This window comes from Clostridium sp. YIM B02569 (genome assembly GCF_022320765.1).
In the GTDB taxonomy this organism is placed as follows: domain Bacteria; phylum Bacillota; class Clostridia; order Clostridiales; family Clostridiaceae; genus Clostridium; species Clostridium beijerinckii.
Genome location: NZ_JAKJJX010000001.1, coordinates 235441 through 262255 on the forward strand (window position 1 = coordinate 235441; position 26815 = coordinate 262255).

21 protein-coding genes and 1 riboswitch are annotated in these 26815 nt (G+C 30.2%); of the genes, 2 read left to right on the plus strand and 19 right to left on the minus strand.

What is annotated here, in order from left to right; genetic code table 11:
- Positions 1-94 precede the first annotated feature (94 nt).
- The 11 genes from L3B96_RS01035 to L3B96_RS01085 all read right to left on the minus strand — a co-directional run bounded on the left by L3B96_RS01035 (position 95) and on the right by L3B96_RS01085 (position 14417).
- A complete protein-coding gene (locus tag L3B96_RS01035) occupies positions 95-1027 on the minus strand; it encodes a 2-dehydropantoate 2-reductase (protein ID WP_238858605.1) in 933 nt (310 codons plus the stop codon).
- Positions 1028-1121: 94 nt separating this feature from the next.
- A complete protein-coding gene (locus L3B96_RS01040; protein ID WP_238858606.1) occupies positions 1122-3215 on the minus strand; it encodes a beta-galactosidase in 2094 nt (697 codons plus the stop codon).
- 109 nt (positions 3216-3324) lie between these two features.
- Positions 3325-4158 (minus strand): carbohydrate ABC transporter permease, encoded by an 834-nt coding sequence (locus L3B96_RS01045; protein ID WP_011968567.1) that lies wholly within the window; start codon positions 4156-4158, stop codon positions 3325-3327.
- Positions 4148-5044, minus strand: a complete 897-nt coding sequence (locus tag L3B96_RS01050; RefSeq protein WP_017210717.1) for a sugar ABC transporter permease — start codon at positions 5042-5044, stop codon at positions 4148-4150. Before L3B96_RS01050 ends, L3B96_RS01045 begins: the two co-directional genes overlap by 11 nt.
- 113 nt (positions 5045-5157) lie before the next feature.
- Positions 5158-6471, minus strand: a complete 1314-nt coding sequence (locus L3B96_RS01055; protein WP_238858607.1) for an extracellular solute-binding protein — start codon at positions 6469-6471, stop codon at positions 5158-5160.
- A gap of 474 nt (positions 6472-6945) precedes the next feature.
- Positions 6946-7950: a LacI family DNA-binding transcriptional regulator gene (locus tag L3B96_RS01060; protein WP_238858608.1), complete on the minus strand. Its 1005-nt coding sequence runs from the start codon at positions 7948-7950 to the stop codon at positions 6946-6948.
- Between the two features lie 1063 nt (positions 7951-9013).
- Positions 9014-9478, minus strand: a complete 465-nt coding sequence (ribE, locus tag L3B96_RS01065) for a 6,7-dimethyl-8-ribityllumazine synthase (protein ID WP_023973304.1) — start codon at positions 9476-9478, stop codon at positions 9014-9016.
- A 167-nt stretch (positions 9479-9645) separates the two neighbouring features.
- Positions 9646-10842: a bifunctional 3,4-dihydroxy-2-butanone-4-phosphate synthase/GTP cyclohydrolase II gene (locus L3B96_RS01070; protein ID WP_343073042.1), complete on the minus strand. Its 1197-nt coding sequence runs from the start codon at positions 10840-10842 to the stop codon at positions 9646-9648.
- 61 nt (positions 10843-10903) lie between these two features.
- On the minus strand, positions 10904-11554 hold the full coding sequence (locus L3B96_RS01075; RefSeq protein WP_011968561.1) for a riboflavin synthase: 651 nt from the start codon (positions 11552-11554) through the stop codon (positions 10904-10906).
- 25 nt (positions 11555-11579) lie between these two features.
- On the minus strand, positions 11580-12665 hold the full coding sequence (gene ribD / locus L3B96_RS01080; protein WP_238858610.1) for a bifunctional diaminohydroxyphosphoribosylaminopyrimidine deaminase/5-amino-6-(5-phosphoribosylamino)uracil reductase RibD: 1086 nt from the start codon (positions 12663-12665) through the stop codon (positions 11580-11582).
- A 332-nt stretch (positions 12666-12997) separates the two neighbouring features.
- Positions 12998-13113: riboswitch (FMN riboswitch) on the minus strand.
- A 53-nt stretch (positions 13114-13166) separates the two neighbouring features.
- Positions 13167-14417 carry a DUF6398 domain-containing protein gene (locus tag L3B96_RS01085; RefSeq protein WP_238858611.1) on the minus strand — a complete coding sequence of 417 codons (1251 nt, stop codon included), beginning with the start codon at positions 14415-14417 and terminating at the stop codon, positions 13167-13169.
- Positions 14418-14876: 459 nt separating this feature from the next.
- On the opposite strand from L3B96_RS01085, the gene L3B96_RS01090 reads away from it, so the two are divergent.
- Complete coding sequence (locus tag L3B96_RS01090; protein WP_238858612.1) at positions 14877-15872, plus strand: amidase domain-containing protein; 996 nt, start codon at positions 14877-14879, stop codon at positions 15870-15872.
- Between the two features lie 449 nt (positions 15873-16321).
- Here L3B96_RS01090 and purB read toward each other — a convergent pair whose 3' ends face one another.
- Positions 16322-17752, minus strand: coding sequence for an adenylosuccinate lyase (purB, locus tag L3B96_RS01095; protein WP_238858613.1), 1431 nt, complete (start codon positions 17750-17752; stop codon positions 16322-16324).
- A gap of 201 nt (positions 17753-17953) precedes the next feature.
- Here purB and L3B96_RS01100 point away from each other — a divergent pair, with 201 nt between their 5' ends.
- Positions 17954-18172, plus strand: a complete 219-nt coding sequence (locus L3B96_RS01100) for a DUF378 domain-containing protein (RefSeq protein WP_011968556.1) — start codon at positions 17954-17956, stop codon at positions 18170-18172.
- A gap of 127 nt (positions 18173-18299) precedes the next feature.
- On the opposite strand, the gene L3B96_RS01105 is transcribed toward L3B96_RS01100, so the two are convergent.
- From L3B96_RS01105 to L3B96_RS01135, 7 genes are all read right to left on the minus strand, one after another.
- Positions 18300-18560 (minus strand): HPr family phosphocarrier protein, encoded by a 261-nt coding sequence (locus L3B96_RS01105; RefSeq protein WP_011968555.1) that lies wholly within the window; start codon positions 18558-18560, stop codon positions 18300-18302.
- 122 nt (positions 18561-18682) lie between these two features.
- Positions 18683-18943 carry a stage V sporulation protein S gene (locus tag L3B96_RS01110; protein ID WP_171786550.1) on the minus strand — a complete coding sequence of 87 codons (261 nt, stop codon included), beginning with the start codon at positions 18941-18943 and terminating at the stop codon, positions 18683-18685.
- 220 nt (positions 18944-19163) lie between these two features.
- A complete protein-coding gene (rny, locus tag L3B96_RS01115; RefSeq protein WP_011968554.1) occupies positions 19164-20705 on the minus strand; it encodes a ribonuclease Y in 1542 nt (513 codons plus the stop codon).
- A gap of 294 nt (positions 20706-20999) precedes the next feature.
- Positions 21000-22085, minus strand: a complete 1086-nt coding sequence (gene recA, locus L3B96_RS01120) for a recombinase RecA (protein ID WP_238858614.1) — start codon at positions 22083-22085, stop codon at positions 21000-21002.
- Between the two features lie 171 nt (positions 22086-22256).
- Entirely contained in the window at positions 22257-22847 is a 591-nt protein-coding gene (gene pgsA / locus L3B96_RS01125; protein WP_011968552.1) for a CDP-diacylglycerol--glycerol-3-phosphate 3-phosphatidyltransferase, read from the minus strand.
- The gene (rimO, locus tag L3B96_RS01130; RefSeq protein WP_238858651.1) at positions 22831-24150 is read right to left on the minus strand and encodes a 30S ribosomal protein S12 methylthiotransferase RimO; all 1320 of its coding nucleotides are present in this window, start codon (positions 24148-24150) and stop codon (positions 22831-22833) included. The genes pgsA and rimO overlap by 17 nt, the downstream gene beginning before the upstream one ends.
- Positions 24151-24442: 292 nt before the next feature.
- Positions 24443-26812, minus strand: a complete 2370-nt coding sequence (locus L3B96_RS01135; protein WP_238858615.1) for a DNA translocase FtsK — start codon at positions 26810-26812, stop codon at positions 24443-24445.
- Between the last annotated feature and the right edge of the window lie 3 nt (positions 26813-26815).

A 26815-nucleotide genomic window follows, 5' to 3' on the forward strand; every position in this document is an offset into this window, starting at 1 on the left:
TTTATCACAAAAAATAAAAACTATAATATGTTCTGCTAAATTTTAAATGCAACATATTATAGCTTTTTTAATATTGAGACAGCCTTTATAATTCTTAACTTTTCTTCTTTAATTCATTATAGAAAAATTGACTCATCGGAACTTCTACTTGACATTTTAAAGCTAATTCAATTAACTTTCCAGAAAAGACCTCTAATTCATTTTGTCTTCCTGCTTCAATATCTCTTTTTAATGAACTTGTTGATTCTCCAGCTTGGTTATGCATTAAGTGATAAAAGTGCTCTTCTTCTAAATCATCAGAAATATTAATTTTTAATTTACGAGCTACGGCACAAGATTCCTTTAGTAATATTTTAGTTTGCTTGACTGCTTCATCATTTTTTATAATTTCTGCTGTTGTTGCGTTATAATAAGCAGTTATTACGTTATATGCACAATTTAATATATATTTTCTCCAAATTGCAGCTTCTATATCTTTTTCTATTTTACAAATGATTTCAGCTTCTTGTAATATTTTTTGAATTCTAATTAATACATTCTCTACTTCATCATTGTTTTCCAAGCCATACCCTATATGTATCTTACAATAAGAACTTGCATGATGTATTGAAAAATCTTTTTCTGCCCCAGAAACTACATATATTAAACTATCGACAACTTGGCCATCATTTATAAGTTTTCTTACTTTTTCAGATACTCCAACTCCATTCATTAATGGAATTATTACAGTATTTTCATTAATCATTGGTTTTATTTGTTTACATACTTGTTCTAAAGAAAAATTTTTAACACATATAAAAATATAATCCATTATTCCAATTTCATCAGCGCTATCGCTTGCTAATTTAGGATGTACATTTAATTCTCCATGAAGATTACTATATAATTTTAACCCATTATTTTTTATTGATTCTAATCTTTTGCCTCTTGCTAAAAAATACACATTGGAAAAATGCTTTGCAAGCATACAGCCAATATATCCGCCAACCCCACCTAATCCTACAACACAAATTTTGCTATTATCCATAAATAACTTATCCTTTCACCTTTTATTATTTATTTAAAACATTTTATCTAATTTATACCTATTTAGTTTATTTATAGTATAGCATTAAATTAATTCATTTAGAATTAGCTTGCTTTAGTATTTTTAAACAATATTTATCTAATATGATTTTTCCACTGATTTCTTCTCCAGAAATCATATCAAAATATATTTTCTCTCCTAAATCTACTTTCTTTTCTTCTTCAGTGAAATTCATAATGAAAGTATATTTATTATTTTTATTGGAACGCATTTGAGCTGTAACACCTTGTGGCAATTCCCCATCTATAACACTCGCAATGTTTAAATCCTTAATAAGCTTTGAATAAAAATCATTGTTAAAATCTGCTCCAGTTCTTGCTGAAATATAATATGCTTTTCCATCTCCATAGTTATTAACTGTTAACGCAGGCATATTAGCATAAAAATCAGCTTTATATACTCCAAGAACTTTTGCTGTTTCTGCATGAATTAAGTCACAGTAATCTCTTACTTCATATCGGTTCTTTAATTCTTCAATTTTATCATTTTTAAATTCTATATAATTTACTTCATTATCATATAGTGAATCTATTTCTTCTGACCAAATTCCAGTTACTTCTCGAAGTGGTCCTGGAAATCCTCCTAAGAAGCAAAGATCATTTTCATCCACTATTCCACTGAAATAAGTAGTTACAAAAGTTCCTCCTGCCTTTACAAATTCATTAATTCTTTCTGCAACATTTGGTCTTATCATATATAGCATTGGTGCTATTACAAGTTTATAATCTGATATATCACAATCCATATTAATAACATCTACTGAAATTCCATTTTCCCAAAATACTTTATAAGCTGCTTGACAGCTTTCTTCATAGCCCTTTCTATATTTTTTTAATCCCTGCGCATCATCGATAGCCCATAAGTTTTCCACATCAAATATAATTGCTACTTCTGAGTCTTTAATTGAACCTTGAATTTCTTTAATCTTTTTTAAGACTTCTCCAACTTCAGTAACCTCTCTAAATACTCTAGTATTCTCATGACCACAATGATCAACTACAGCACCATGGAATTTTTCTGAAGCTCCTCTTCCCTTTCTCCATTGGAAGTACAGAACAGAATCCGCTCCATGAGCCACCCCTTGCATTGATGATAATAAATGCATTCCAGGGCGCTTTAATTTATTAGTATCATGCCAATTTACGAGACTCGGAGTACTTTCCATTATTAAAAACGACTGTCCGCCTTTTAGCGACCTGTATATATCATGCACAAAACTAACATTAGCTGCAAGATCTTCAGTACTTTCAAAATCATTATGCCATGCAGGATAGTTATCCCATGTAGCTACATCCACTTCTTTTGCAAACTTCCAATAATCTAAACCTGTGAACAAGCCCATACGTGGATAATTACCCATGAAATTAGCTGTTACAGGTATGTTAGGTGTTATTTCTCTTATGGGGGCAATTTCATTTTTATAAAAATCTATTGTCTGATCTGTAACGAACCGCTTCCAATCTAAATTATGTCCATGAACAAACATCTCCCCCTTTTCAGACGGACTTTCGATTTGTGACCAACTGTTAAATCTATGACTCCAGAAACCAGTCCACCAGGCCTCATTTAATTTATCTAAATTATTATCGTACTTTCTTTTAAGCCATTCTCTAAAAGCATCTTGACATAGATCACAGTGACATTCTCCTCCATATTCGTTAGAAACATGCCACATAATAAGCGCCGGATGATCTTTATATCTCTCAGCAAGAATTTTATTTATTTCATATGTCTTTTTTCTATAAACAGGTGAGGTAAAACAATGATTGTGTCTCTGACCATGAAGATTTTTACTTCTATCGCTATTTACTCTTAAGACCTCTGGATATTTTTCTGACATCCATGCAGGTCTTGCACCACTTGGAGTGGATAAAATTACATGAATATTGTTTTCTGCCATATCATTCATAATTTTATCTAACCACTCAAATGTATATTTTCCTTCTTCCAGCTCTATTGCACTCCAGCCAAATATGTTTATTGATACGCAATTGCAATTTGCAAGTTTCATAAGCCGCACATCTTCTTTTAACACTTCCGGATAGTTTAGCCATTGATCTGGATTATAGTCACCGCCATGTAAAAATCCATTTATTTTACTATTAAGTACTGGAAATTCCTTCTTCATAAGCTTTCCCTCCAATATTTATAAAACTCTTATTTTTTAAATTTAAATAATTTAATGAATTATTTTATTTAAAATTTATATATACTTATATTTTTACTTTTATTAGATTTTATTTTATTGAACCTGTCATTCCTGCAACAAAGTGTTTTTGCATAACAAAGAATACAAGTGCAGTTGGTAATGTCGTAATTACTATAGCCATCATTATTAATCCATAATCTGGGGAGTAACTTGACGCTAACTTTGAAATTATAAGTAAAACAGTTTTCTTTTCTGGTGATTGTAATGCAATCAATGGCCATAAATAAGCATTCCATGCACTCATAAATGTTATAATCGCTGCTGCTGCATAGGTTGTTCTCATAGTTGGGAAAAATATCTTAAAGAAAATTCCAACTTCGCCCAAACCGTCAATTCTTGCTGCTTCTAAAATTTCTTTAGGAAATGATTTAGCATTTTGTCTAAAGAAGAAAATTAAAAATGCAGTACAAACACTAGGCAAAACTACAGCCCATAATGTATTCACCCCAAGAAAGCCCAATGGTGAACTTTTTAAATTTGAGAAAAATTTGAATAATGGAATCATCAAAGCTGAAAATGGAACCATCATAGACAAAAGTAAAATGTTAAATAGTCTATCTCTAGCTTTTGTTCTAAATATTTCAAATCCATATCCTGCTATTGATGAAACGAGGAGTGCAAGAATTGTAGTTATAATCGCAATTTCTGCTGAATTAACTAATGAAGAAGCAAATCCCAATTCTGGCTTAAAGAGATTATTTAAATTTTCCATAAAGCTATGCCCAGGAATTAGTTTTCCTCTTGTTACATCAACAGATTTATTTGTTGCACTAATAACCATCCAAAAAAACGGAAATATAGAAACAAAAGATGCTATACTCAAAAATATATATTTAAATACTCTATTCATTTTACTTGTCATTCTTATCTCCTCCTATTTTGAATTGGATTATAGCTAACACTATCACAATAATAACAACAAGATAAGCTACTGCTGTTGCATATCCAAAGTCTGGTGTATATGTGAAACATAAGTCATATATATATTTAGAAATGGTAGTTGTTGCATTGGCAGGACCACCTTTTGTGATATTCATAGGTTCATCAAATAACTGTAATGTACCAATTGTTGAAGTAATTGTTGTAAATAATATTATAGGTTTTAATAGTGGCACTGTTATAGATGTGAATTTTTTAAATGGAGATGCTCCATCAATTTCTGCTGCTTCATAAATCGAATGATCAATATTTTGTAAGCCTGACAAATAAAATATCATATTATAACCTGTCCATCTCCATGTTATGGCTATAATAATCAATATCTTAGCCCAAAATGGATCTGTAATCCATTCAATTGGTACTGAAATTAAATGTATATTGATAAGCAATTTATTTACTAAACCATCTGATGCAAATATGCTCTTTATAATAACTGAATATCCAACTAAAGATGCTACACAAGGTAAGAAAATTGCTGTTCTAAAAAAGCCACTAAATTTTAATTTTTTATCATTGAGAACTGAAGAAATAATAAGTGCTAAAATAATCATTATTGGAACTTGGACTATTAAAAATATAAATGTATTTCCAACTGCTTTAATCAAAGTTGCATCTGAAAACATTCTTACATAGTTACTAAAACCACTAAATTTCAAATTATTACCTTTACCTGATTGTAGTGACATTATCAAAGATTGTATCATTGGAAAAAACACAAATAGTCCTATTAAAAATGTACCTAATGCTACATAAATCCATCCCCAAAAGTTTTCTTTGCTGTTAATACCAGATCCAATTTTGCGTTTCATTTTTTCAACTCCTTTAGGATTTATAAAAGGCTATTTGCTAAACATATATTTAAACTTTTAACAAATAGCCTTTACAAATTCATATTTTTCAAATTACGGTTATTTTATCTGTGTTATTTGCTTACAGCTGCTTCTGCTTGAGCTTGAGTTTTTTGAAGAGTTTCGTCTATATCGGCTCCATTAACAATAGCCTGCATCCCTTCTGACATAACACTTTCCAATTGATATGTGTAAAGACCATAGTTTACAGATGGAACCTTTTCAGCCCAAGCTGATAAATCTTTAAACACTTGTTGGTCTCCATAAAATTTTATTGGTTTACTATAATTTTCGCTTGTACTTGCTGATTTTAATGTACTTACTAAACCAATTGCTGGAACTAAATCATTCATTAAAGCATCATCTGATGCAAAAGTATTTGCTAAAAAGTCAGCAGCTAAATCTGAATTTCCAACCTTATCTAGAACATACCAGCTACTACCACCAAGGTTAGCTGCATTAACTGATTTTGGATTTGAAGCCATTCTTGGAATAGCTGCTACTGCCCATTTTCCACTTTGGTCTTCAGAAGCTTGTATTGAAGATGAAACCCAACATCCACTTGGCACAGTAGCAACGTCACCTTTTTGGAATGCTGCTATAAATGCATCCCATCCTGATACTTGCTTTGTAATTCCTGCATCAACCATTTGCTTGTATATATTAATTGCATCTTTTAAAGCTTGATTACCAGCAATATTTACTGTTTTTCCATCATCTTTAACATACCATGAGCCAGCTGATTGCATCATAGCTCTTAGTTGATTTAAATCACTTGGATCTATAGTTATCATAGCTTTTCCAATTTTAGCTTTAACAGCTTTACCGATTTCTATATATTTTTCCCAAGTAAGGTTTTGCATATCTTCTTTCTTATATCCAGCTTGTTCAATTAAATCTGTTCTATAAAATAAAGCTGTTACACCACTATCAAATGGTACTCCGTAAGTCTTATCACCTTGCTGCATAGATTTTAATTTATAATCCATGAATTTACTTTTATCTATTTTTCCACTTAAATCTTTAATCTCACCAGGATATGATTGCAAATAATTTTGAATTTTATAGTCTTCAATTAGCACAACATTAGGAAGTCCATCATATGTTCCTGATGAAAGACCTGTATTTAATTTTTGTACCACATCATCTTGTGCCATACTTACTACGTTAATAGTTACATCCGGGTGATCCTTTAGATATTTTTCTTTAGCCATATTAGCTGCCTTTATATTGAATGTATCATCCCAAGCCCAGATAGTAATTGTTTTATCATCTTTTCCTTTGCTTGATGACGAAGCATTGCTACCACCTGATGATGAACCACACGCCATTAAACTAAAAGCCATCATGCCAGTTACAACTGCAGCCATAATTTTTTTAAGTTTCATTAATTATTCCCCCTTGAAATTAAAGTTTATACATAAGTAATTTTCTAATTTATATTAGTTATGTATCTGTTTACATTGTAGCATTCTCAATATAGTAAACGTTATTGCATTATTGGTATCAATTTGTAATAATTTTATAATATTAATATTGGGATTTGTACTTTTTTTGTTTATTAGCATTTTTTATTGGCTTGATATAAATATTAAACTCGTCTTTTTCAATAAAAGAATTTAATCTTCACGTTAGATTTAATGGTGATGAGAATCTAACATGCTTTTTGTATTTTTTCTTTATCTAATTCTTCAAAAGTTTAAATATATATGTTGCAATTCACAATGCACATTTCATAATTATGGCTAAAATTCTTTCAATATTTTTAGAATTATGATGAAGAATTATTTTTGCAGATATATATATTTATTTAGAACAAAAAAATAGTAACCCCTTTCTACAAAAAGGCTACTGCTTATTTTTTATATTCTCTTACAACTCTCTCTAATCTTAAATTCAGTTGGTATTATTACTTTTTTATTATATTCCCTAATTCCATTCAAATTTTCAAGCAGCAAGTCAACAGCTGCTTTTCCTAAATACTCACTTGGTATTCTTATTGTAGTTAGAGCTGGTATCATATACTTTGCGCTAGGCTGATCATTAAATCCAATTATGCTTATATCATCTGGTATTGATAATCCTTCCTCTGAAATTGCTTTGTAAGCCCCGACTGCCATTGTATCATTTCCAATGAAAAAAGCTGTTATGTTATTTTTAGATTTTAATGCTTCCTTCATAAGATTATATCCAGCTTTGAAAGTAAATTTCTCTGTCTCGTAGATATATTTATTATTATAGATATTCTTGCTTTCCATAAATTCCTTATATTTTATGTCCCTTTTATCCAAATATGTATCTCTATAATCTATGCATTCTAATTTATTCCCACCAATAAAACCAATCTTTCTATGGCCTAAACTGTACAAATAATCTAAGATTTCATAAGTTGCTTTTCCTAAATCCGCCATCACTGAATTAAATTTATTTTCATCAGGTGAAAAATCTACAAATACTATATTATCATTGGCACTTGCTAATTTATCTATGATACTTGAAGAGAACTTTCCGATAGCAATTATTCCATTAACATTCTTAATATCCTCAATACTACTATCCTCACTTAGCTTCACCAAATTAAAATTATTTTCATTACATTTTTTTTCAGCAGCTAACCTTATTGATAAGTAATATGGATCTCCTAATTCTTCCTCATAGTTATACCAATAAATAATTCCTATATCCTTACTTTTCTTATTCTTAGCTTTTTTTGTTTTTGCTGAAACATAATCAAGTTCATCTGCTATTTTTAATATTTTTTCCCTTGTTGCATCACTTACATTTAATGTTTCATCAAAATTTAAAACTCTAGAAACTGTTGCTATAGAAACTTCTGCTATAGAAGCTATTTCCTTTATAGTGGCCAACTTAACTTCCTCCTTTAGCTCGCATAGTCCAAAAAAATTAAACACGAGATTTTGCTGAAAACAAATCTAAGTTAAGTGTATCTCACAAGCAAAATATAGTCAAACTGTTACAAGGCTTTTGTATATAGATATCAAGCTTTAAAACTGAATTTATATGATAACTTAACGAAATCATAAATATTTTGATTAAAAAAGAAAACTATAAGAACTTCAGAAATAATTAAGAGAAAGAGGGTTCCACTTAAACTTATTCCATTTTAAATTGAATAAGCAAAGCGTTCCCCCTCTTCCCCTAAATAACTTGGACAGCTTACTTTATTTCCGCCACATAATTAATTTCACTTCTTATGTAAAAGCACTCATATAATATAAATCAAATATATATTTATGCTAGAAATGATATGCTCTCTTATAAGCATAAGTAGCCCTTAACCCTGATGTTTCCTATAAATATTTATATATGTACATATGAAAATATTTTTATACGTACATATATTTCTTTAAAAATATATAACTTTAATTCTATATAAATATATACATATATTTATAGTCTTAATTTATTTTCATAGGATCATAGAATATATCTAAGCTATAAACTAGACTTATATATGAGTTTACTGATTCTCATCAACTTGTTTGAGGAACATGCCATGCAAAAATAGGTACAACCTTTTACTTAGAGATTTCCATCGAAATTTTCTTAAGTCTATGGAACAAATATATATTCTATTCTACTGATGTCCACATAGGCTCACCTATCATTACGCCTATGGATAAACAACTTAGGAATTTGATTTATACTTTACAATAAACGCCATACTAGAAAGCAGAAACATTTTTATGCAACAGGCATTGAAAATGAGCTGCTAAAAATTCTTAATTGTAGGGTGTTCAACTAATGCTTGTCACAATGAAATTTGGAGCAAGCTTTAGTTGTGCAACCTGCAATTTAGCACTTTCAGTGAAATTTTCATAGTCCTGTGAAATAACAATGTTTCTGCTTTCGGTAGACTATTGCATAAGTCTACGTCATATATTGTTTATCTATATATGCAAAAATATTTTATCCTATTGTATTAAGTAGATTGGCCATTTCTATTGCTGAAACTGCACTTTCATATCCTTTATTACCAGCTTTAGTTCCTGCTCTTTCAATTGCTTGTTCTATAGTATTTGTTGTAAGAACACCAAAAATTACTGGCTTTCCACTTTCAAGCGAAACACTCGCAACTCCTTTTGATACTTCTGAGCAAACATAGTCATAATGTGATGTAGATCCTTTTATTACTGCTCCTAAACATATTACTCCATCGTATTTAGGGCTCTTAGCCATTTTTTTAGCAATCAGTGGTATTTCAAAAGCACCTGGCACCCATGCAATATCTATATCTTCTTCTTTTACACCATGTCTCTTTAATCCGTCTATTGCGCCTTCTAAAAGTTTTCCTCCAATAAATTCATTAAATCTTCCTACTACTATCCCAAATTTTAATCCTTCTGAAACTAAATTTCCTTCAAATATATTCATTGTTTTTTCCTCCAATATTTTATATTATTTATTTTATTTTTTATCAACTTCAATTAGATTTGCATGTAGACTAAATACTAATTGAACTTATAACCACAAATATTTCGCCTAATTTATCTCCGCTAATATTACTCCAAATGCAGTAACATGTTATTAGAATTTAATTATCAAATATTTAGCAAATGATTCATTCTTTCTTTTTTAGTCTTTAAATAAAATTCGTCATTTTCATTCAATGGCATCTGTATTGATACTCTTTCTACAACTTTTATATCATTTTTTTCTAACCCTTCTATTTTATCTGGGTTATTAGTAATTAATTTAACATTCTTTATTCCTAAAATTTTAAGCATATCAGCGCTTATTTTATAATCTCTCATGTCTTCTCTAAATCCTAGAGCTAAATTTGCATCTACTGTATCCAATCCCTCATCTTGAAGTGCATATGCTTTCAACTTATTTAAAAGGCCAATTCCTCTTCCTTCTTGTCTCATATACAGAAGTATCCCCGAGTCCTCTTTTGCTATCATTCTCATCGAAGCTTCATATTGTTCTCCACAATCGCATTTTCTAGATCCTAGAGCATCTCCAGTTAAACATTCAGAATGAACTCTAACAAGTGTTGGTTCATCATTATTTTTAATATCTCCTTTGACTAAAGCCAAATGACATTTTGAGGAATCTTTTTCTTTAAATGCGAGTACTTTAAAATTCCCATACTTAGTTGGAAGATTAGCTTCCGTTTCCATAACGACACTTAAATGTTCTTCTTTTCTGTATTTAACTAGATCAGCTATAGTAACTATCTTTAAGTTATGCTCCTTAGCAAACTTTATCAAATCATCACGTCTTGCCATTGTTCCATCGTCTTTTACTATTTCACATATAGCTGCCGCACCTTTAAATCCTGCAAGTTTTGCAAAATCTACTGCTGCCTCTGTATGACCAATTCTCTCAAAGACTCCCCCATTCTTAGCTACCAAAGGAAATACATGACCTGGTCGTCTAAAGTCATCGCCTTCACTTGCAGTTACAAGTTTATTTATTGTATAAGCTCTTTCAAATGCTGATATACCTGTTGTCGTATCCTTATGATCTATGGATACTGTAAAAGCAGTTTCATGGTTATCAGTATTTTTTTCAACCATTGGATTTAATCCAAGTTTCACTGCAATTTCTTCTTCTACTGGTGCACAAACAAGTCCTCTCGCGTACTTAATCATAAAATTAATATTTTCTCCATTAGCCAGTTCTGCTGGAATTACTAAATCTCCTTCATTTTCTCTTCCCTCGTCATCTACAATTATTATCATTTTCCCTTCTTTAATATCCTTTAATGCCTCTTCTATACTATTAAACATAATGCTCAGCTCCTTAATTTTATATTTTATATATACTTAAAATTCATTCTGATGATTTATATGATTAGAACCCATTTTTCCTTAGGAATTCCATTGTGATATTGCTATTTTCATTTTCTTCTTTTTCTTTTCCACCAAATAACTTTTCTACATATTTCCCAATTAAATCGCACTCCAAATTAACCTTTGAATTAACTTTTTTATATGAAAGTATAGTATTATCTATAGTATGAGGTATAACAGAAACCTTAAATACTTCATCATCAACATAAGCAACAGTTAAGCTTATTCCATCTATTCCAATTGATCCTTTATATATAATGTATCTTAGCACCTCCTCAGGTGCAGATATAGTAAACCAAGTTCCATTACTTTCTTCTTTTATGGAAACTATTTTTCCAACACCATCTATATGTCCACTTACAATATGACCACCAAGCCTATCGCTTAATCTCAATGCCCTTTCAAGGTTTACTTTATCTCCAGCCTTTAAATTTCCTAAGTTACTTTTCTCTAAAGTTTCGCCCATCACTTCTGCTTTAAAAGAATCTGAATATTTTTCTTTTACTGTTAAGCAAACTCCATTGGTAGCTATACTATCTCCGACTCTAGTTTCCTTTAAAACTTCACTACACTTGATTTCCATAACTCCAAAGCCATTACCTGTGCTAAATTTCTCTAACACGCCAACTTCTTCAATAATTCCAGTAAACATCTTCTCCTCCTTATTCTTTCATCTCTTATTTAGCAACATAACCTTCTAGTACTAAGTCCTCTCCAATCGTTCTATAATTAATGTCCTTTAATCTAACTGCGTCATCTAATTTAAAGAAGCCTTTTCCTGCTATACTATTTCTGCTTTTTTGTCCCCCTATTATCTTAGGTGCTATATAAAATCTTACTTTATCTACAATTCTCTCTTCTAATGCAGAAAAATTTAAAGTTCCTCCACCTTCTATAAGTATTGAATCTATTCCTTCTTCTCCAACCCTCTTAACCAGTTCTTTCAGATTAACTCTACTATCTTTATCTGCCACCTCTATAACTTTAATGCCCATAGATCTTAATTTCTTTTTCTTTTCTTTATCTGATTTTAAAGTAGTTACTACTATTGCAGCTTTGTCACTATTTGTGAGAACTTTAGACTCTAGTGGGATTCTAAGATTACTATCTACAATAATCCTGATTAACTTCTTCTCATGGTTGATTCTGCATGTGAGTTCAGGATTATCTTCAATTACTGTATTTACACCTACCATAATCGAATGAAACCTATTTCTTAAGTGTTGTGAATCTTCTCTAGATTCTTTAGATGTAATCCATTTTGATTCTCCACTATAAGTTGCTATCTTCCCATCAATGGACATTCCACTTTTCAAAATAACAAATGGAATCTTTGATGTTATATACTTTATAAAAATCTCATTCAATTCTTTACATTCTTTTTCTTTAATACCTACTACAACTTCAATCCCATGCTGTTTTAACTTTTCCACACTTTTTCCAGAAACTAGCTCATTGGGATCTAACATACCTATTACTACTCTTTTAAACTTTTTTTCAATTATTAAATCTACGCATGGGGGTGTCTTTCCATAATGAGCACAAGGTTCTAGTGTGACGTAAATTGTACTTTCCTCCACAGATTTTGTTGCATTTTTCACTGCATTTCTTTCTGCATGAGCTTCTCCATAGCACTCATGATAACCTTCTCCTATTATCTCATTGTCTTTAACTATAACGGCTCCAACTAGTGGGTTAGGATTTACTTTACCTATTCCTCTTTTAGCTAATTCTAAAGCTATCTCCATGTACTTCTCATCCAAAGCTAATCATCTCCAATTTTTCATACTATTTCCTATAATATAATCTTATAAATACTTAGTTGAATTATAATTTAATGAATAATAAAGAAACTCCGGGATTCAAATCCTCGGAGTTTTAAAAAATTGTAATGATTATTTATATATACAAGTAAAATTTTAAAATTTATCCTATATATTACAGCATATATTTTAAGCCAGTTCTATCAATCTTATATAATTTCAAACTTAAAAATATATTGTAATAAAAAAACCCTGAATTCTAATAAATTCAGGGTACTTAAATGCGAACAAATAACATTTAAAACTTTAATTTTAAATATAATTTATAACATTACTCTCTTCTTTCATCCAGACTTTACTGTCGGCTTCGGAATCTAACCGAATCTGCTTTTTAAAGCTCGCGGGCTGTACCGCCGATAGGGAATTTCACCCAACCCCGAAGATTTCTTTATTTAATTTACAATAACTATGATATCATGAAGTTTTATCTTTGTAAAGTGATTAGCTAAAATTTATGATATCGAATTCTTTCTTCTTTTCTTTAATCCATTGAAGCATCTTAGGATCATTCCAAATGTCTAAACCTAAGCTAGCATATTTCATAGCTTCTTCCTCGCTTCCAAATCTAATTAAATTAGGCAAGGTACTTGAAACTCTTTTTTGTTTTAATATGTATGGTATAACATGCGGGTTTCTCTTATATGCTCTTCTTAAAGCACTTTCTGCCGCTTTAATTTCATTAATCTTATATAATAACGCTACTCTACTATAATGTATAGCTGCCAAATTATCTTTTTCATATTTTTCTAGCAGGCTTTTTAGTTGTTCATATCTTTTCTCAATTAAAAGCCAATTAACTACTAAACTTCTAACCACTAATTCATCTTTCTCATCATACTCTAGGATTTCTAAAGCATTCTCTATTGCAGCTTCTTTTTCACCAATTTCCCATAAATGAATCGCTAAACTATACTTAGCTCCAAAAAGTTGCCTCGCTATCTTTAATCTAAGAAGCTCTGCCGGTGCATTTTTCAAATCATCTATTCTTAATAAATTCTTCGCTGCGTTAACTGCTTTTTCTAGAAGTTCTGTCCTCTGATTATTATTTAAACTAGAATCTTTTGATAATATTATATATGCATCCGCACAATCTTCATATACTTCTAATGCTTCTTTTGCATATTTTGCTTTATTTTTATAATTCTTTTGTCTCCATGCATACTCAATAGTTCTTTGAGCCATTATATAATCTTTATGGACAGCAAATTTAAAAGGAACTTTTGTTTCATCCTTAACAGCTTTATCCTCTTCTATTTTATCATTCATAGTTAATGCAACTTCTTCTTTAGCTTTTAGCATAGTACCTTTTGAAGCTTCTGCATCCTTATTTTCGCCTATTATCCATTTATTATTATCTTTTGATATATCTAATAAGCTTTTTACTTCCTTTGATTTACTAGAGCCTGTACTACTACTAACACCAAACTCCTTATATAAGTCAGCAACTTTAATATATGGCTTTTCTTTTGAATCAAATAAGTTATTTGCAGTTCCTATAGCATGCACTATTCCTGCTCCCCATGAAAAGCTCTTCCCCTTTTTAAATTGTTCTTCATAATTCAAAAATAAAGTTTCTGTTGCTAGAACACAAATATTCTTATAATCTTCATTGAGATATTCATCTGAAAAACTCTTTATTTTTTCAATTATTTCTTCATACTTGCTAGCTATTCCGTTAGATAATTCTTGCATTTCTTCTTATAGCTCCTTTATAAAAATCTTTAACAAATTTGACTTTATCCTACAACAATTATAATTTGCAAGTATAGTCACCAAATTTATAATTTTCATTTTAGATTTACAATATTCTCTATAAAAATATTATAAGTTCATTACTTTTTTCGTCCATATTACATTATAACATATTAAATATATTTGTATCTACTTTTAAATTTTTATGAACATTTTTGTTGTTTTAATCTATTATCTAGGGTATTACCAATCTTAATATATATTTTTCTGAAAATTTTAGTTCATTAAGGCATACGAAATAAATGAAGTGTTATTTTTTGATTATGCCTAAAGCTCATATTAAACTATCAATCAGGTAATGCAAACAAATAATTTTATAAAAAATGAATTTATTAACACATTTCTATAATTTCCCTCATAAACATATTTAATGATAACAATTTTAAATAAGGAAACTATATGCTAACAAATAGTTTATATAATTTATCCTTTTTACTATCAATGCCTTATAATAATATCAATTTAATTTCTAAACATAAGTATAATTTAGATGATACCATATTAAAAGAAATTTACCTAAAAAAATTATTCAACTTTGAATGGGCAAAAAAATTAAACTCTTCATTTAAAGACTATAAATTTGATTATGCATATAATATACTAGAACAAATTCCAAGTTTTATTAAGGTTAAACTGATTCTGAAGGCTTCTTTTATTGTTAAAACTTATCCTCAAAATATAAATTCAGTTTCAATAAATGAATATATACTCATTTTAGAGTATTTGCAAGACAAATGCAAAATACAATTTATAGCAGAGAATGAAGAAAATCCACTTTTATATGAACATATCCTAAATACTGATTTATCAAGCCTAGTAAATAGCCGTAATTTCAATAAAAACAGCAACATAAATGTATATAAGGATAAACTTTCATCAATTGATTCATTATTTGAAATGTTCATAGCTTCTAGCTGGCTTTCTACTAATAACCATGATGAAAAAAGAGCTTCCAAATTTAATGTCACAGATGCCTGCGATTATGCTGAAAGATTTTCATTAAATTATAATCCTGAATACAAATCATTTTCTGGCATCGGAGGGGATTGTACTAATTTTATGTCTCAAATAATTCATGCTGGGGGTTTCAGTCAAAATGCAACTTGGAAACCATATACTCATGCCTGGATTCGAGTTGAAGAACTATATCAATACTTAATAACGCCGAAATTAGAAGCCACTAAGCTTCCAAACGATAAATCATTAGATAGAGGCTGCTTAATTCAATTTTACACTCCGTCTATAGGACGATATTTTCATAATGGCTTTATTACTTATAGGCTTCAAAATGGTGACTGTCTTTATTGCTGTCATAGTTATGACAAATTGAATTATCCTCTTAGCCAAATTTATCCCAACAGATATCCAACACTCAGGGCCTTAAAATTCGATTGATATACAATATCTATCTCAAACTCTAGATCATATATAGATAACCCAACACTATAATCTATACTTATGCGTATAACTCACCGAAATGAATAATATACTTTTGTTCCAGTTTCTGGTTGGAAGATACTTCATAGTTTAAGTATAGTTTATGATTATTATATCTATAAATCTAAGTCAGATACATGTTTACCCGAATACTACAAAACATAACTCTGAAAGCACATAAAAAGAGGTTGCATTAAGGACCAGCTTGCTTCAACTTTAATCTTGCAAGCTAATCCTTAGCAACCTTACTTATAATTAAATCAATTTTTAATAAGTTAACTAAGTTCGTGAACTCAAATTATAAATTTAAACTTTCATTTATAACAGTTAGCTTTCAAATACATATTCATAAATATGTATCTCATTTCTTTGATTTATATATATGCTTAATTTTAACGTTTATATTGTTATACAGTTATCTCACTCTTGATTTTTAATGCATCTTCATTATTCTCAATAATAGGATCTACATATTCATCTATAAACTCAACAACTTGACTTGGTGCTCTTCCAACAAACTTATTTGGATCTATAATTGCTAGAATTTCTTCCTTAGATAGGCCAAATGAATCATCATTTATTATTCTATCTATTAGGTCATTATCTAACCCTTCTCCTTTTACTCTTTGAGCAGCAGCCATAGAGTGCACTCTAATTTGTTCATGTAATTCTTGTCTATCCTTACCTCTTTTCACAGCTTCCATCATTATATTTTCAGTAGCCATAAATGGTAATTCTCTTTGCACGTGAGATGCTATAACTTTATCATATACTACCATGTTTTCAGCAATATTTATGTATAAATTTAACACTCCATCCAATGCTAAAAATCCTTCAGCTACAGATAGTCTCTTGTTAGCTGAATCATCTAGTGTTCTTTCAAACCACTGAGTTCCTGCTGTAATTGCTGGATTTAATGCATCTACTATTACATATCTAGCTAATGCACTTATTCTTTCACTTCTCATAGGATTTCTCTTATATGCCATAGCTGATGATCCTATTTGATTTTTTTCAAATGGCTCTTCCATTTCCTTCATATTTTGAAGCAATCTTAAATCATTACTAAATTTGTAAGCACTTTGAGCAATTTCCGATAATGTATTTAATACAATAGAATCAAGTTTTCTTGGGTATGTTTGGCCTGTTACTCCATAACTTTTTTCAAATCCCATTTTTTCTGCAACAATCTTATCTAAAGACTTAACTTTATTTTCATCTCCATCAAAAAGTTCCATAAAACTGGCTTGAGTACCTGTAGTACCCTTAACACCTCTAAGCTTTAATGTTGATAATAAAAAGTCTATATTTTCAACATCCATTACTAAATCTTGCATCCATAATGTAGCTCTTTTTCCTACTGTAGTTAATTGAGCTGGTTGAAAATGTGTAAAACCTAATGTTGGCATGTCTTTATATTCTAGTGCAAAATTTTTCAAATGATTTAAAACTGTAACTATTTTATTTTTAATTAGATTTAAAGCATCTCTCATTATTATAATATCTGTATTATCTCCAACATAACAAGATGTAGCTCCTAAATGGATAATTCCCTTTGCGCTTGGACATTGAAGACCATATGCATATACATGACTCATAACATCATGTCTAACTTCTTTTTCTTTTTTAGCAGCCTCATCATAATTTATATCATTGATATGTTCTTTTAACTCTTTGATTTGTTCATCAGTTATATTTAATCCGAGTTCTCTTTCTCCTTCTGCTAAAGCTACCCATAATTTTCTCCAAGTTGTAAACTTCATATCATCAGAAAAAATAAAGCTCATTTCCTTTGATGCGTATCTTGAATTTAAAGGTGTGCTATATAAATTTCTCATCTAAAAACCTCCACACGAATATATTTTATGCTTTTTCTTTTAACATTCGTATTATATCATATTTTTTTCATTTTTGCCTATTTAATTTTAGAATTATTTGTACTCTTTTGTATTTAAATTTATTTTACATTTTTGTTATTATTGTCTCTAAGAATCATATATATATACTAAGGATCATATTAAAGATTGGAGTGAAGAAATATGTGTAAGATAGGTATCTTAGATAAACTTTCCTTTTTATTAGTTCTTATAGGTTCATTAAATTGGGGAACAATAGGTTTGTTCAACCTAAATATAGCAAAATTAATTTCTATGAATATTCCAATAATAGAGAGGTTTATCTATATTGCAGTATTTTTAGGTGCCTTAGATTTGGTTTCATTGCTATTTAGATGCAATTTAATAATGGATGAGAATTAGACTTTAATTAAAGATCTGCATGAGTAATCGATATCAAGAATTATACTTATATAAATTATTTAATATTTATACTACTAATGCACCAAAAAAGGTTCCATATTAATAATATGGAACCTTTTTTGGTATATTAGTCTTCTAAAGTTTGAACTAATTTAACGATTTCTTCTACTGCTAAAGCTTCGTCATCTCCTGAAGCAACAACCTTGATAGTAGCATCTTTAGTTACTGCTAAAGATAATACTCCGATTAAGCTTTTTACATTTGCTTTCTTGCCGTTATATTCTATACTAACGTCTGATTTAAATGAAGAAGCCTTCTTAACTAATAATGTTGCTGGTCTAGCATGAAGACCAGATGAATTTTTTACTGTAACCTCTTTTGCTATCATTATATACACCTCTTTACAAAAAATTAATAAATATAGCATTTAACTATTATAGTATAATCGTTTTTATTGATAATTTCAACTTAAAAATGATTGCTCATATGATAATTTAGAAATAATTTTAATTATCTAGGTTGTACTATTAATTTTATGGCCGTTCTTTCTTCTCCATCTATTTGTATATCTGTGAAAGCCGGTATACATACTATATCTTTTCCACTTGGTGCAACAAATCCCCTTGCTATTGCAATAGCCTTAACTGCTTGGTTTATAGCACCCGCACCAACAGCTTGAATTTCTGCAATATTTTTTTCCTTTATTATAGCTGCTAGTGCACCTGCTACAGAATTAGGATTTGATTTTGTTGATACTTTTAATACTTCCATTTTTGTTATTCCTCCTAGAATTTAATACACAAATCGTTTACATTAAATATATTCTATATAATTCCTAAAATTCCTTTTAGAATTACTAAATTAAAAAATATTTTTATTTCTAGGTATTTTGTTTTTATATACTCAATTATAGTTTAAATGAATTAATTACATCTAATCTATAATAAAACGAAGTATATTTCATCACTTAACAAAATATACTTCACTTTTTTTACTTAGCAAAATCTACTGCTCTAGTTTCTCTTATGACATTAATTTTAATTTGTCCTGGATATTCAAGTTCTTCCTCGACACTCTTAACTAAATTACGTGCCAATTCAATTGTTCCAGCATCATCTACTTTATCTGGTTTAACCATAATTCTAATCTCTCTACCAGCTTGAATGGCATATGACTTTTCTACACCTTCATGTGAATTTGCAATTTCCTCTAACTTTTCCAATCTCTTAATGTATGCTTCCAATGTCTCTCTTCTAGCGCCTGGTCTAGCCGCTGATATTGCATCTGCCGCTTGAACTAGTACTGCTTCTAAAGATTGCATTTCTACATCTGAATGATGCGCTGCTATTGCATTTATTACTAATGGCGATTCGTGATACTTTTTAGCTAGATCTCCACCAATTAGAGCATGAGGCCCTTCTTGTTCTTGATCCACAGCTTTACCAATATCGTGTAGCAATCCTGCTCTTTTAGCTAAAGTAACATCTAAACCTAGCTCTGAAGCCATTAAGCCAGCTAAGTATGAAACTTCTATGGAATGCTTTAACACATTTTGCCCATAACTTGTTCTATACTTCAATCTACCAAGAAGTCTTATAATTTCAGGATGTAGTCCATGTACACTAGTTTCAAGAGCTGCTTGCTCTCCTTCTTCTTTTATACTACTTTCCACGTCCTTAGTTGCTCTTTCAACCATCTCTTCGATTCTCGCTGGATGTATTCTGCCATCCACTATTAACTTTTCTAGTGCCATTCTCGCAACTTCTCTCCTAATTGGATCAAAGCTAGAAAGAATGACTGCTTCTGGAGTATCATCTATAATCAAATCAACTCCTGTTAATGTTTCCAAGGTTCTAATGTTTCTTCCTTCTCTACCTATTATTCTACCTTTCATCTCATCATTCGGTAGTGCAACAACGTGTACAGTTGATTCAGACACATGATCGGCAGCACATCTTTGGATCGCAGTTGTAATTACTTCCCTTGCCCTCTTGTCTGCCTCTTCTTTTGCCTTACTTTCAATATCTTTTATCATTAAAGCTGCATCGTGTGTAATTTCTTTCCTTATTTCATCTAGAAGAATCTCACGTGCTTCTTCACTAGATAGAGCCGATATTCTTTCAAGTTCTGCTCTTCTTTCTTCATAAAGCTTCTGTACTCTTGCTTCTACTTGATCTACCTCAAGCATTCTTTGATTGATTGTTTCGTCTTTCTTTTCAAGAAGTTCACTCTTTTTATCAAGTGCTTCTTCTCTTTGAATTACTCTTCTTTCAAGCCTTTGAATCTCATTTCTTCTCTCACGAGATTCCTTATCAAAATCATTTCTTAATTTATGAAGTTCTTCTTTTGCCTCAAGGATTGCTTCTTTTTTAGTTGCTTCTGCATCCTTTTTAGCTCTTACTAGAATTTCTTCTGCTTCTTTTTCAAGCGATTCAATCTTTGCTTTTGATATGTTTTGAATCGTTTTATAAACCACTATTCCTAATATTAATAAAACTATTACATCTATTAATATCATTACTGCTGTTACCACATAAACACCTCCTAATTTATCATTTTCTCATTATATTATTAACAAGAAAGTATAGTAGGTGTCATATTCTTCTCACTGCATTTGGAATATGATAAACCAGTATTCCTTTTTATTCTATATTAAAAACAAAATTATGTCAAGTTTGCGCATATAACTGTTACATACTGCATTATGCTGTTAAATACTTAATATAGCTGCATATATATGAGTTATCATAATATATGCAGCTATATATTTATTAATAAATATTATGAAGTAAATTCACATTTAAACTTTCCATTTATTGCATCTTCTTTATTCTTTTGTGTTTACAGCAACATCATTTTTATCGCTTATATCTTCTTTAGCTCCCTCTGGTGCAGCTGCCTTAAATAGTTCTGCAGGTGGAAGATTATACTTTTCTCTAATTTGATTTTCTATATCTAATGCCACTTCAGGATTTTCTTTTAGATATAATTTAGCATTTTCTCTTCCTTGACCTAATCTTATATCTCCATAAGAAAACCAAGCTCCACTCTTTTGAACAATCTCTTCTTTTACTCCAACATCTACTATATTACCACATCTTGATATACCCTCATTATACATAATATCAAATTCTGCTTGTTTAAATGGTGGTGCAACTTTATTTTTCATGACCTTTATTCTTGTTCTGTTACCTATTATTGAATCCCCTTGTTTTATAGAATCTATTCTTCTAATATCAAGTCTTACTGATGCATAGAACTTTAATGCTCTTCCTCCAGTTGTTGTTTCTGGTGAGCCAAACATAACCCCAACTTTTTCTCTTAATTGGTTAATAAATATAGCAACACAATTAGTCTTATTTATTGTTCCTGCAAGCTTTCTTAAAGCCTGTGACATAAGTCTTGCTTGAAGACCAATATGTGAGTCTCCCATTTCTCCTTCAATTTCAGCTTTAGGTACTAAAGCTGCAACTGAGTCTACTACCAAAACATCAATAGCTCCAGAACGGACTAATGCTTCAGCTATTTCAAGTCCTTGTTCCCCTGTATCAGGTTGAGAAATTATTAAGCTATCTACATCAACTCCAAGTTTTTGGGCATAACTAGGATCTAATGCATGTTCTGCATCTATGTATCCTACTGCTCCACCTTTCTTTTGTGATTCTGCCGCTATATGAAGCGCAATTGTAGTTTTTCCTGAACTTTCTGGTCCATAAATTTCAATAATTCTACCTTTAGGTACTCCTCCAATTCCAAGAGCTATATCTAAATCTAAACATCCTGTTGATATAGCATCCATGTTAGAAATATTGTGATCACCCAATTTCATTACTGATCCTTTACCAAATTGTTTTTCTATATGACTCATAGCACTTTCAATTGCTTTTAACTTTTCTGCATTTATAATTCCCATAATACTAATTAACTCCCTTCCATCGAACTTATGTTCTATATTTATTATAAATTAATTACAAACCATAGTCAATAATTAATTCTAAGAAAAGCCCCTTCTTTGCTAGCAAAGAAGGAACCTTTTTAATTCATATCCATTTTTTTATATTTCTAAACATGGATCTTATATATTTTATTTATCGTAAGAAACAGCTTCCTTATTCTTTTTAAAGTAATCGTAACCTGAAAGCAGGGTTACGATAACCGCAATCATAAGCATTATCATTGGAGCGAATTTAAAAAATCCTTTCAAATAATAATTGTCTATTACAAAAATTTTTAACAGTCTTGCATCATGAATATTTACTTTTAATAATAATAAAATTATTGCTATAATTTGTATAACCGTTTTGATTTTTCCCCACCAGCTAGCTGCTATAACTCTTCCTTGCGCTGCCGCTATTGATCTTAAGCCTGAAACAGCAAATTCTCGTGCAATTATAACTACTGCTGCCCATCCTGGTACTACTTGTAAATCAACTAAAGAAATTAACGCCGCAGTAACTAATAATTTATCTGCTAAAGGATCCATAAATTTTCCAAAGTTAGTTATTTGATTTCTAGATCTAGCAATATACCCATCTAACTTATCCGTTAATGAAGCTAAAATAAATATAAATGTAGCAATAAAACTTCCATATGGTATATCTTTAACTGCTATAAATACTAAAAATACAGGAACCAAAAATATTCTAATTAAGGTTAACTTATTTGCAAGATTCATCAACAACAACTCCCACTAAATCATAATCCATAGTCTCTACTATTTTTACCTTTACAAATTCACCATTTTCTATTTTTGCATTTGATTCAAATAATACATTTGCATCTATATCAGGAGCCATTTCATAGCTTCTTCCATAATAGCACTTTCCATTATATCCCTCAACAAGAATATCATATAACTTTCCAATTTTCAATTTATTTATTTCTTCTGAAATATTCTTTTGTAAAAGCATTAAATCTTCTTCTCTTTTTTCCTTAATTTCTTCATCTATTTGCCCATCCATTTTAGCTGCTGGAGTATCTTCTTCCTGAGAATAAGTAAATGCTCCCACTTTATCAAGCTTATATTCCTTCAAGAAATCAATAATTTCATTAAAATCTTCATCAGTTTCGTTTGGAAATCCTACTATAAATGTTGTTCTTATAACAATTTCAGGAACTATTTCCCTTAAAATTTGTATTTTATTAATTATATCTTTTTTACTAGTTTTTCTTCCCATAAGTTTTAAAATATTATCGCTTATATGTTGAATAGGTATATCTAAATACTTTACAACTTTTTCATTACAAGCAATTTCGTTTATAAGTTCATCATATATCTCTTCTGGATAACAATAAAGTACCCTTATCCATTCAATTCCTTCAATTTTGGATAATTCCTTAAGAAGAACATGCAGATTCTTTTTCCCATAAATATCACTTCCATATAAAGTAGTGTCTTGAGCTATAAGTATGATTTCCTTTACTCCACTCTCACTCAAATCTCTTGCTTCATTTATAATATTTTCCATCTTCCTACTTCTAAATTTTCCCCTTATCTTAGGAATTATACAATATGTGCAAAAATTATTGCATCCTTCTGCTATTCTTATATATGCACTCTCCCTTTGAGTTGTAATAATTCTCTTTCCTTCATTAATATTTTCATCAGAATAATTTAAGAGTTCTGTTGCTAATTTATTTCCGTCTATAAATCCAGTTATAATTTCATTTATTTTATTATAGTCATTAACTCCAAGCATTATATCTATTTCAGGTATTAATGTTCTCAACTCTTCTCCATATCTTTGAGTAAGACATCCTGTAGCTATAAGCAGTTTACATTTATAATTAATTTTATAATTAGCCATCTCTAAAATTGTGTCAATAGATTCTTGTTTGGCACTCTCTATAAATCCGCATGTATTCACTATAATTATATCTGCGTTTTTTGGGTTATTAGTTATCTCATATTCATCACTCATCTTACCTAAGATTATCTCTGAGTCAACTCTATTTTTATCACAGCCTAAGCTTACCATTCCAACTTTATACTTGCTTGAAGCTTCTTCATTATATTGTTCTCTATTCTTCGCTATTTCTATTTTAATTTCGCTCAACTTCTTATATCCTCCTACGTTCTAATAGTCTTAATTATAACAAATTAGAACTACATTTTACAAGTTGCTATTATACATATACTACTCCCAAATCTCACAAAAATCACTTATTATTTTACCTCAAAAGAGTTAAATTAAAAAAGTTAACATAATGTTTAATTTTATTTCATAATTAATCTAAAACTATAGCTTTAAACTTTTTAGACATTATTAATTAATTTTCCTCTTCATGTTCATCTTCTAATAGCTGCTGCTTAGTAATAAGCACCTGCCTTGGTCTACTTCCATCCTTTTCCGATATAATCCCCCGTTCTTCTAATTGATCCATTATTCTAGAAGCTCTATTAAACCCTATTCTGAACTTTCTTTGAATAAACGAAGTTGATGCCTGACCATACTCAACTACAACATTTATCACCTCATTAAGTAATTCATCAACATCGTCATTACTATCATTTGCATCCACAGATTTTGAATCTGACGCATTATTAATATGATCAATTATATCTTCTTCATACTTAGTATCACCCTGTTCACTCTTAATAAACGATACAACTTGCTCTACTTCTTCCTCCGATATGAAGCAACCTTGAACTCTAAGAGGCTTACTTTCTCCCACTGGATAATATAACATGTCACCTTTTCCTAACAGTTTTTCCGCTCCGGATCCATCTAAGATAGTTCTAGAATCAATTTGAGATGATACTGCAAATGATATTCTAGATGGAATATTAGCTTTAATTACCCCTGTTATTACATCAACTGATGGTCTTTGAGTTGCTATAACTAAATGCATGCCTGCAGCTCTTGCCATTTGTGCTAATCTTCCAATATAATCTTCTACATCATTAGGACATACCATCATAAGATCAGCAAGCTCATCTACTATAATAACTATATATGGCAGTTTTTGTTCTATTATACCCTTATTAAATAATTCATTATATGACTCCATATTTCTAACTCCAGAGTCTGCAAAGAGCTTATACCTATTGGTCATTTCATTTACTGCCCAATTTAAAGCTGCTGCCGCTTTCTTAGGATCTGTAACAACTGGAATCAAAAGATGTGGTATTCCATTATAAACATTTAACTCAACAACCTTTGGGTCTACCATTAAAAGTTTAACTTCTTCTGGATTATACTTATATAATAGGCTTATTATAAGAGAGTTTATGCATACACTCTTACCAGAACCTGTTGCCCCTGCAATCAGTGTATGTGGCATCTTACTCAAATCTCCCACAACACATTTTCCTGATATATCTTTTCCTAAAGCAAATGCAAGCTTTTTCTTAGACTCGATAAATTCATCATTTTCTAGAACTTCTCTTAAAAAGACTGGTTTTTGTTTTCCATTTGGAACTTCTATACCAACTGCCGCCTTACCTGGAATTGGTGCTTCTATTCTTATCCCAGAAGCTGCTAACCCTAAAGCTATATCATCAGATAGATTTACAATCTTACTAACTTTGACGCCCGGACTTGGCTGAAGTTCAAATCTCGTAACTGATGGACCTTTTGTAACTTGAGTAACCTTGGCATCTACTCCAAAATTAGATAATATTTCTTCAAGCTTATTAGCATTCTCTATTAATTCTTTTTTGTCACTGCTATTAAGTTTTGTATTTGAATTTAATTTTAATAATTCAAGGCTTGGATGTTTATACTCCTTAGTTTCTTTTTGTTCCATTATATGTTCTTGTATCTCTTTATTTACTACTTCCTTAACATCATTACCTAAGTTTTCTTTCTTCTTAGTATGACTTTGCGTAGGTTTTTCTATAAAACTCTCTATCTGAATATCTGATGATACTTCAGCTTTTGATATAGGTGAGATTTCTGTATCCTCACTAGTATTTTTCATAAAATCTAGAATTTTTATTTTCTTTTCTACACCAGAAAGAAATGCTTCTTTTTCATTTTCTTTATCATCTTTTTCTACTATATTTATAAAGTTCTCTCTAACTGGTTTCTGCTCATCCCTTACTTTTCTACTTCTTCTGCTATTTCTTATTTTTTCACCTTTATTGTAGGCCTTTATCCCTAAATCATAAAGAGTAATATCGAAAATCAAAGTGATGGCAATTATTGAAAATGCGAGAAGAACTATATATGTCCCAAGGGCCCCTATAATTTTATACATTGGATAACATATGAGATATGCCATTATTCCACCATGAGGAGTCTGGGCGCTATCATTAAGTATGACCTTAAAATTTTCAAAAAAACTTCCTTGCCCGTCTAAACTTTGAATGTTTATCGTTCCAAATGTCAATATGGTAACAGCTACTAATATAGTTATTCCAAAAAAATTCTTGCTTAATTTAATATTTCCTCGTGTTTTTATATATTGGAATCCAAAATATATTAAATAAATAGGCAATGCATTTGCACCTATTCCAATTACTACATATGATACTCTTTGCGCTAAAGATGATAATATTCCAGCTAAAGAAGTGTATATTGCTATACCAAGTATTATTCCTGTTGCAATATACACTATTCCTACTATATCTGGATTTATTGTGTTTTCATCTTTTTTACTTTTTGTAGTGCTATGTTTGCCTTTAGTCCTACCCACCTT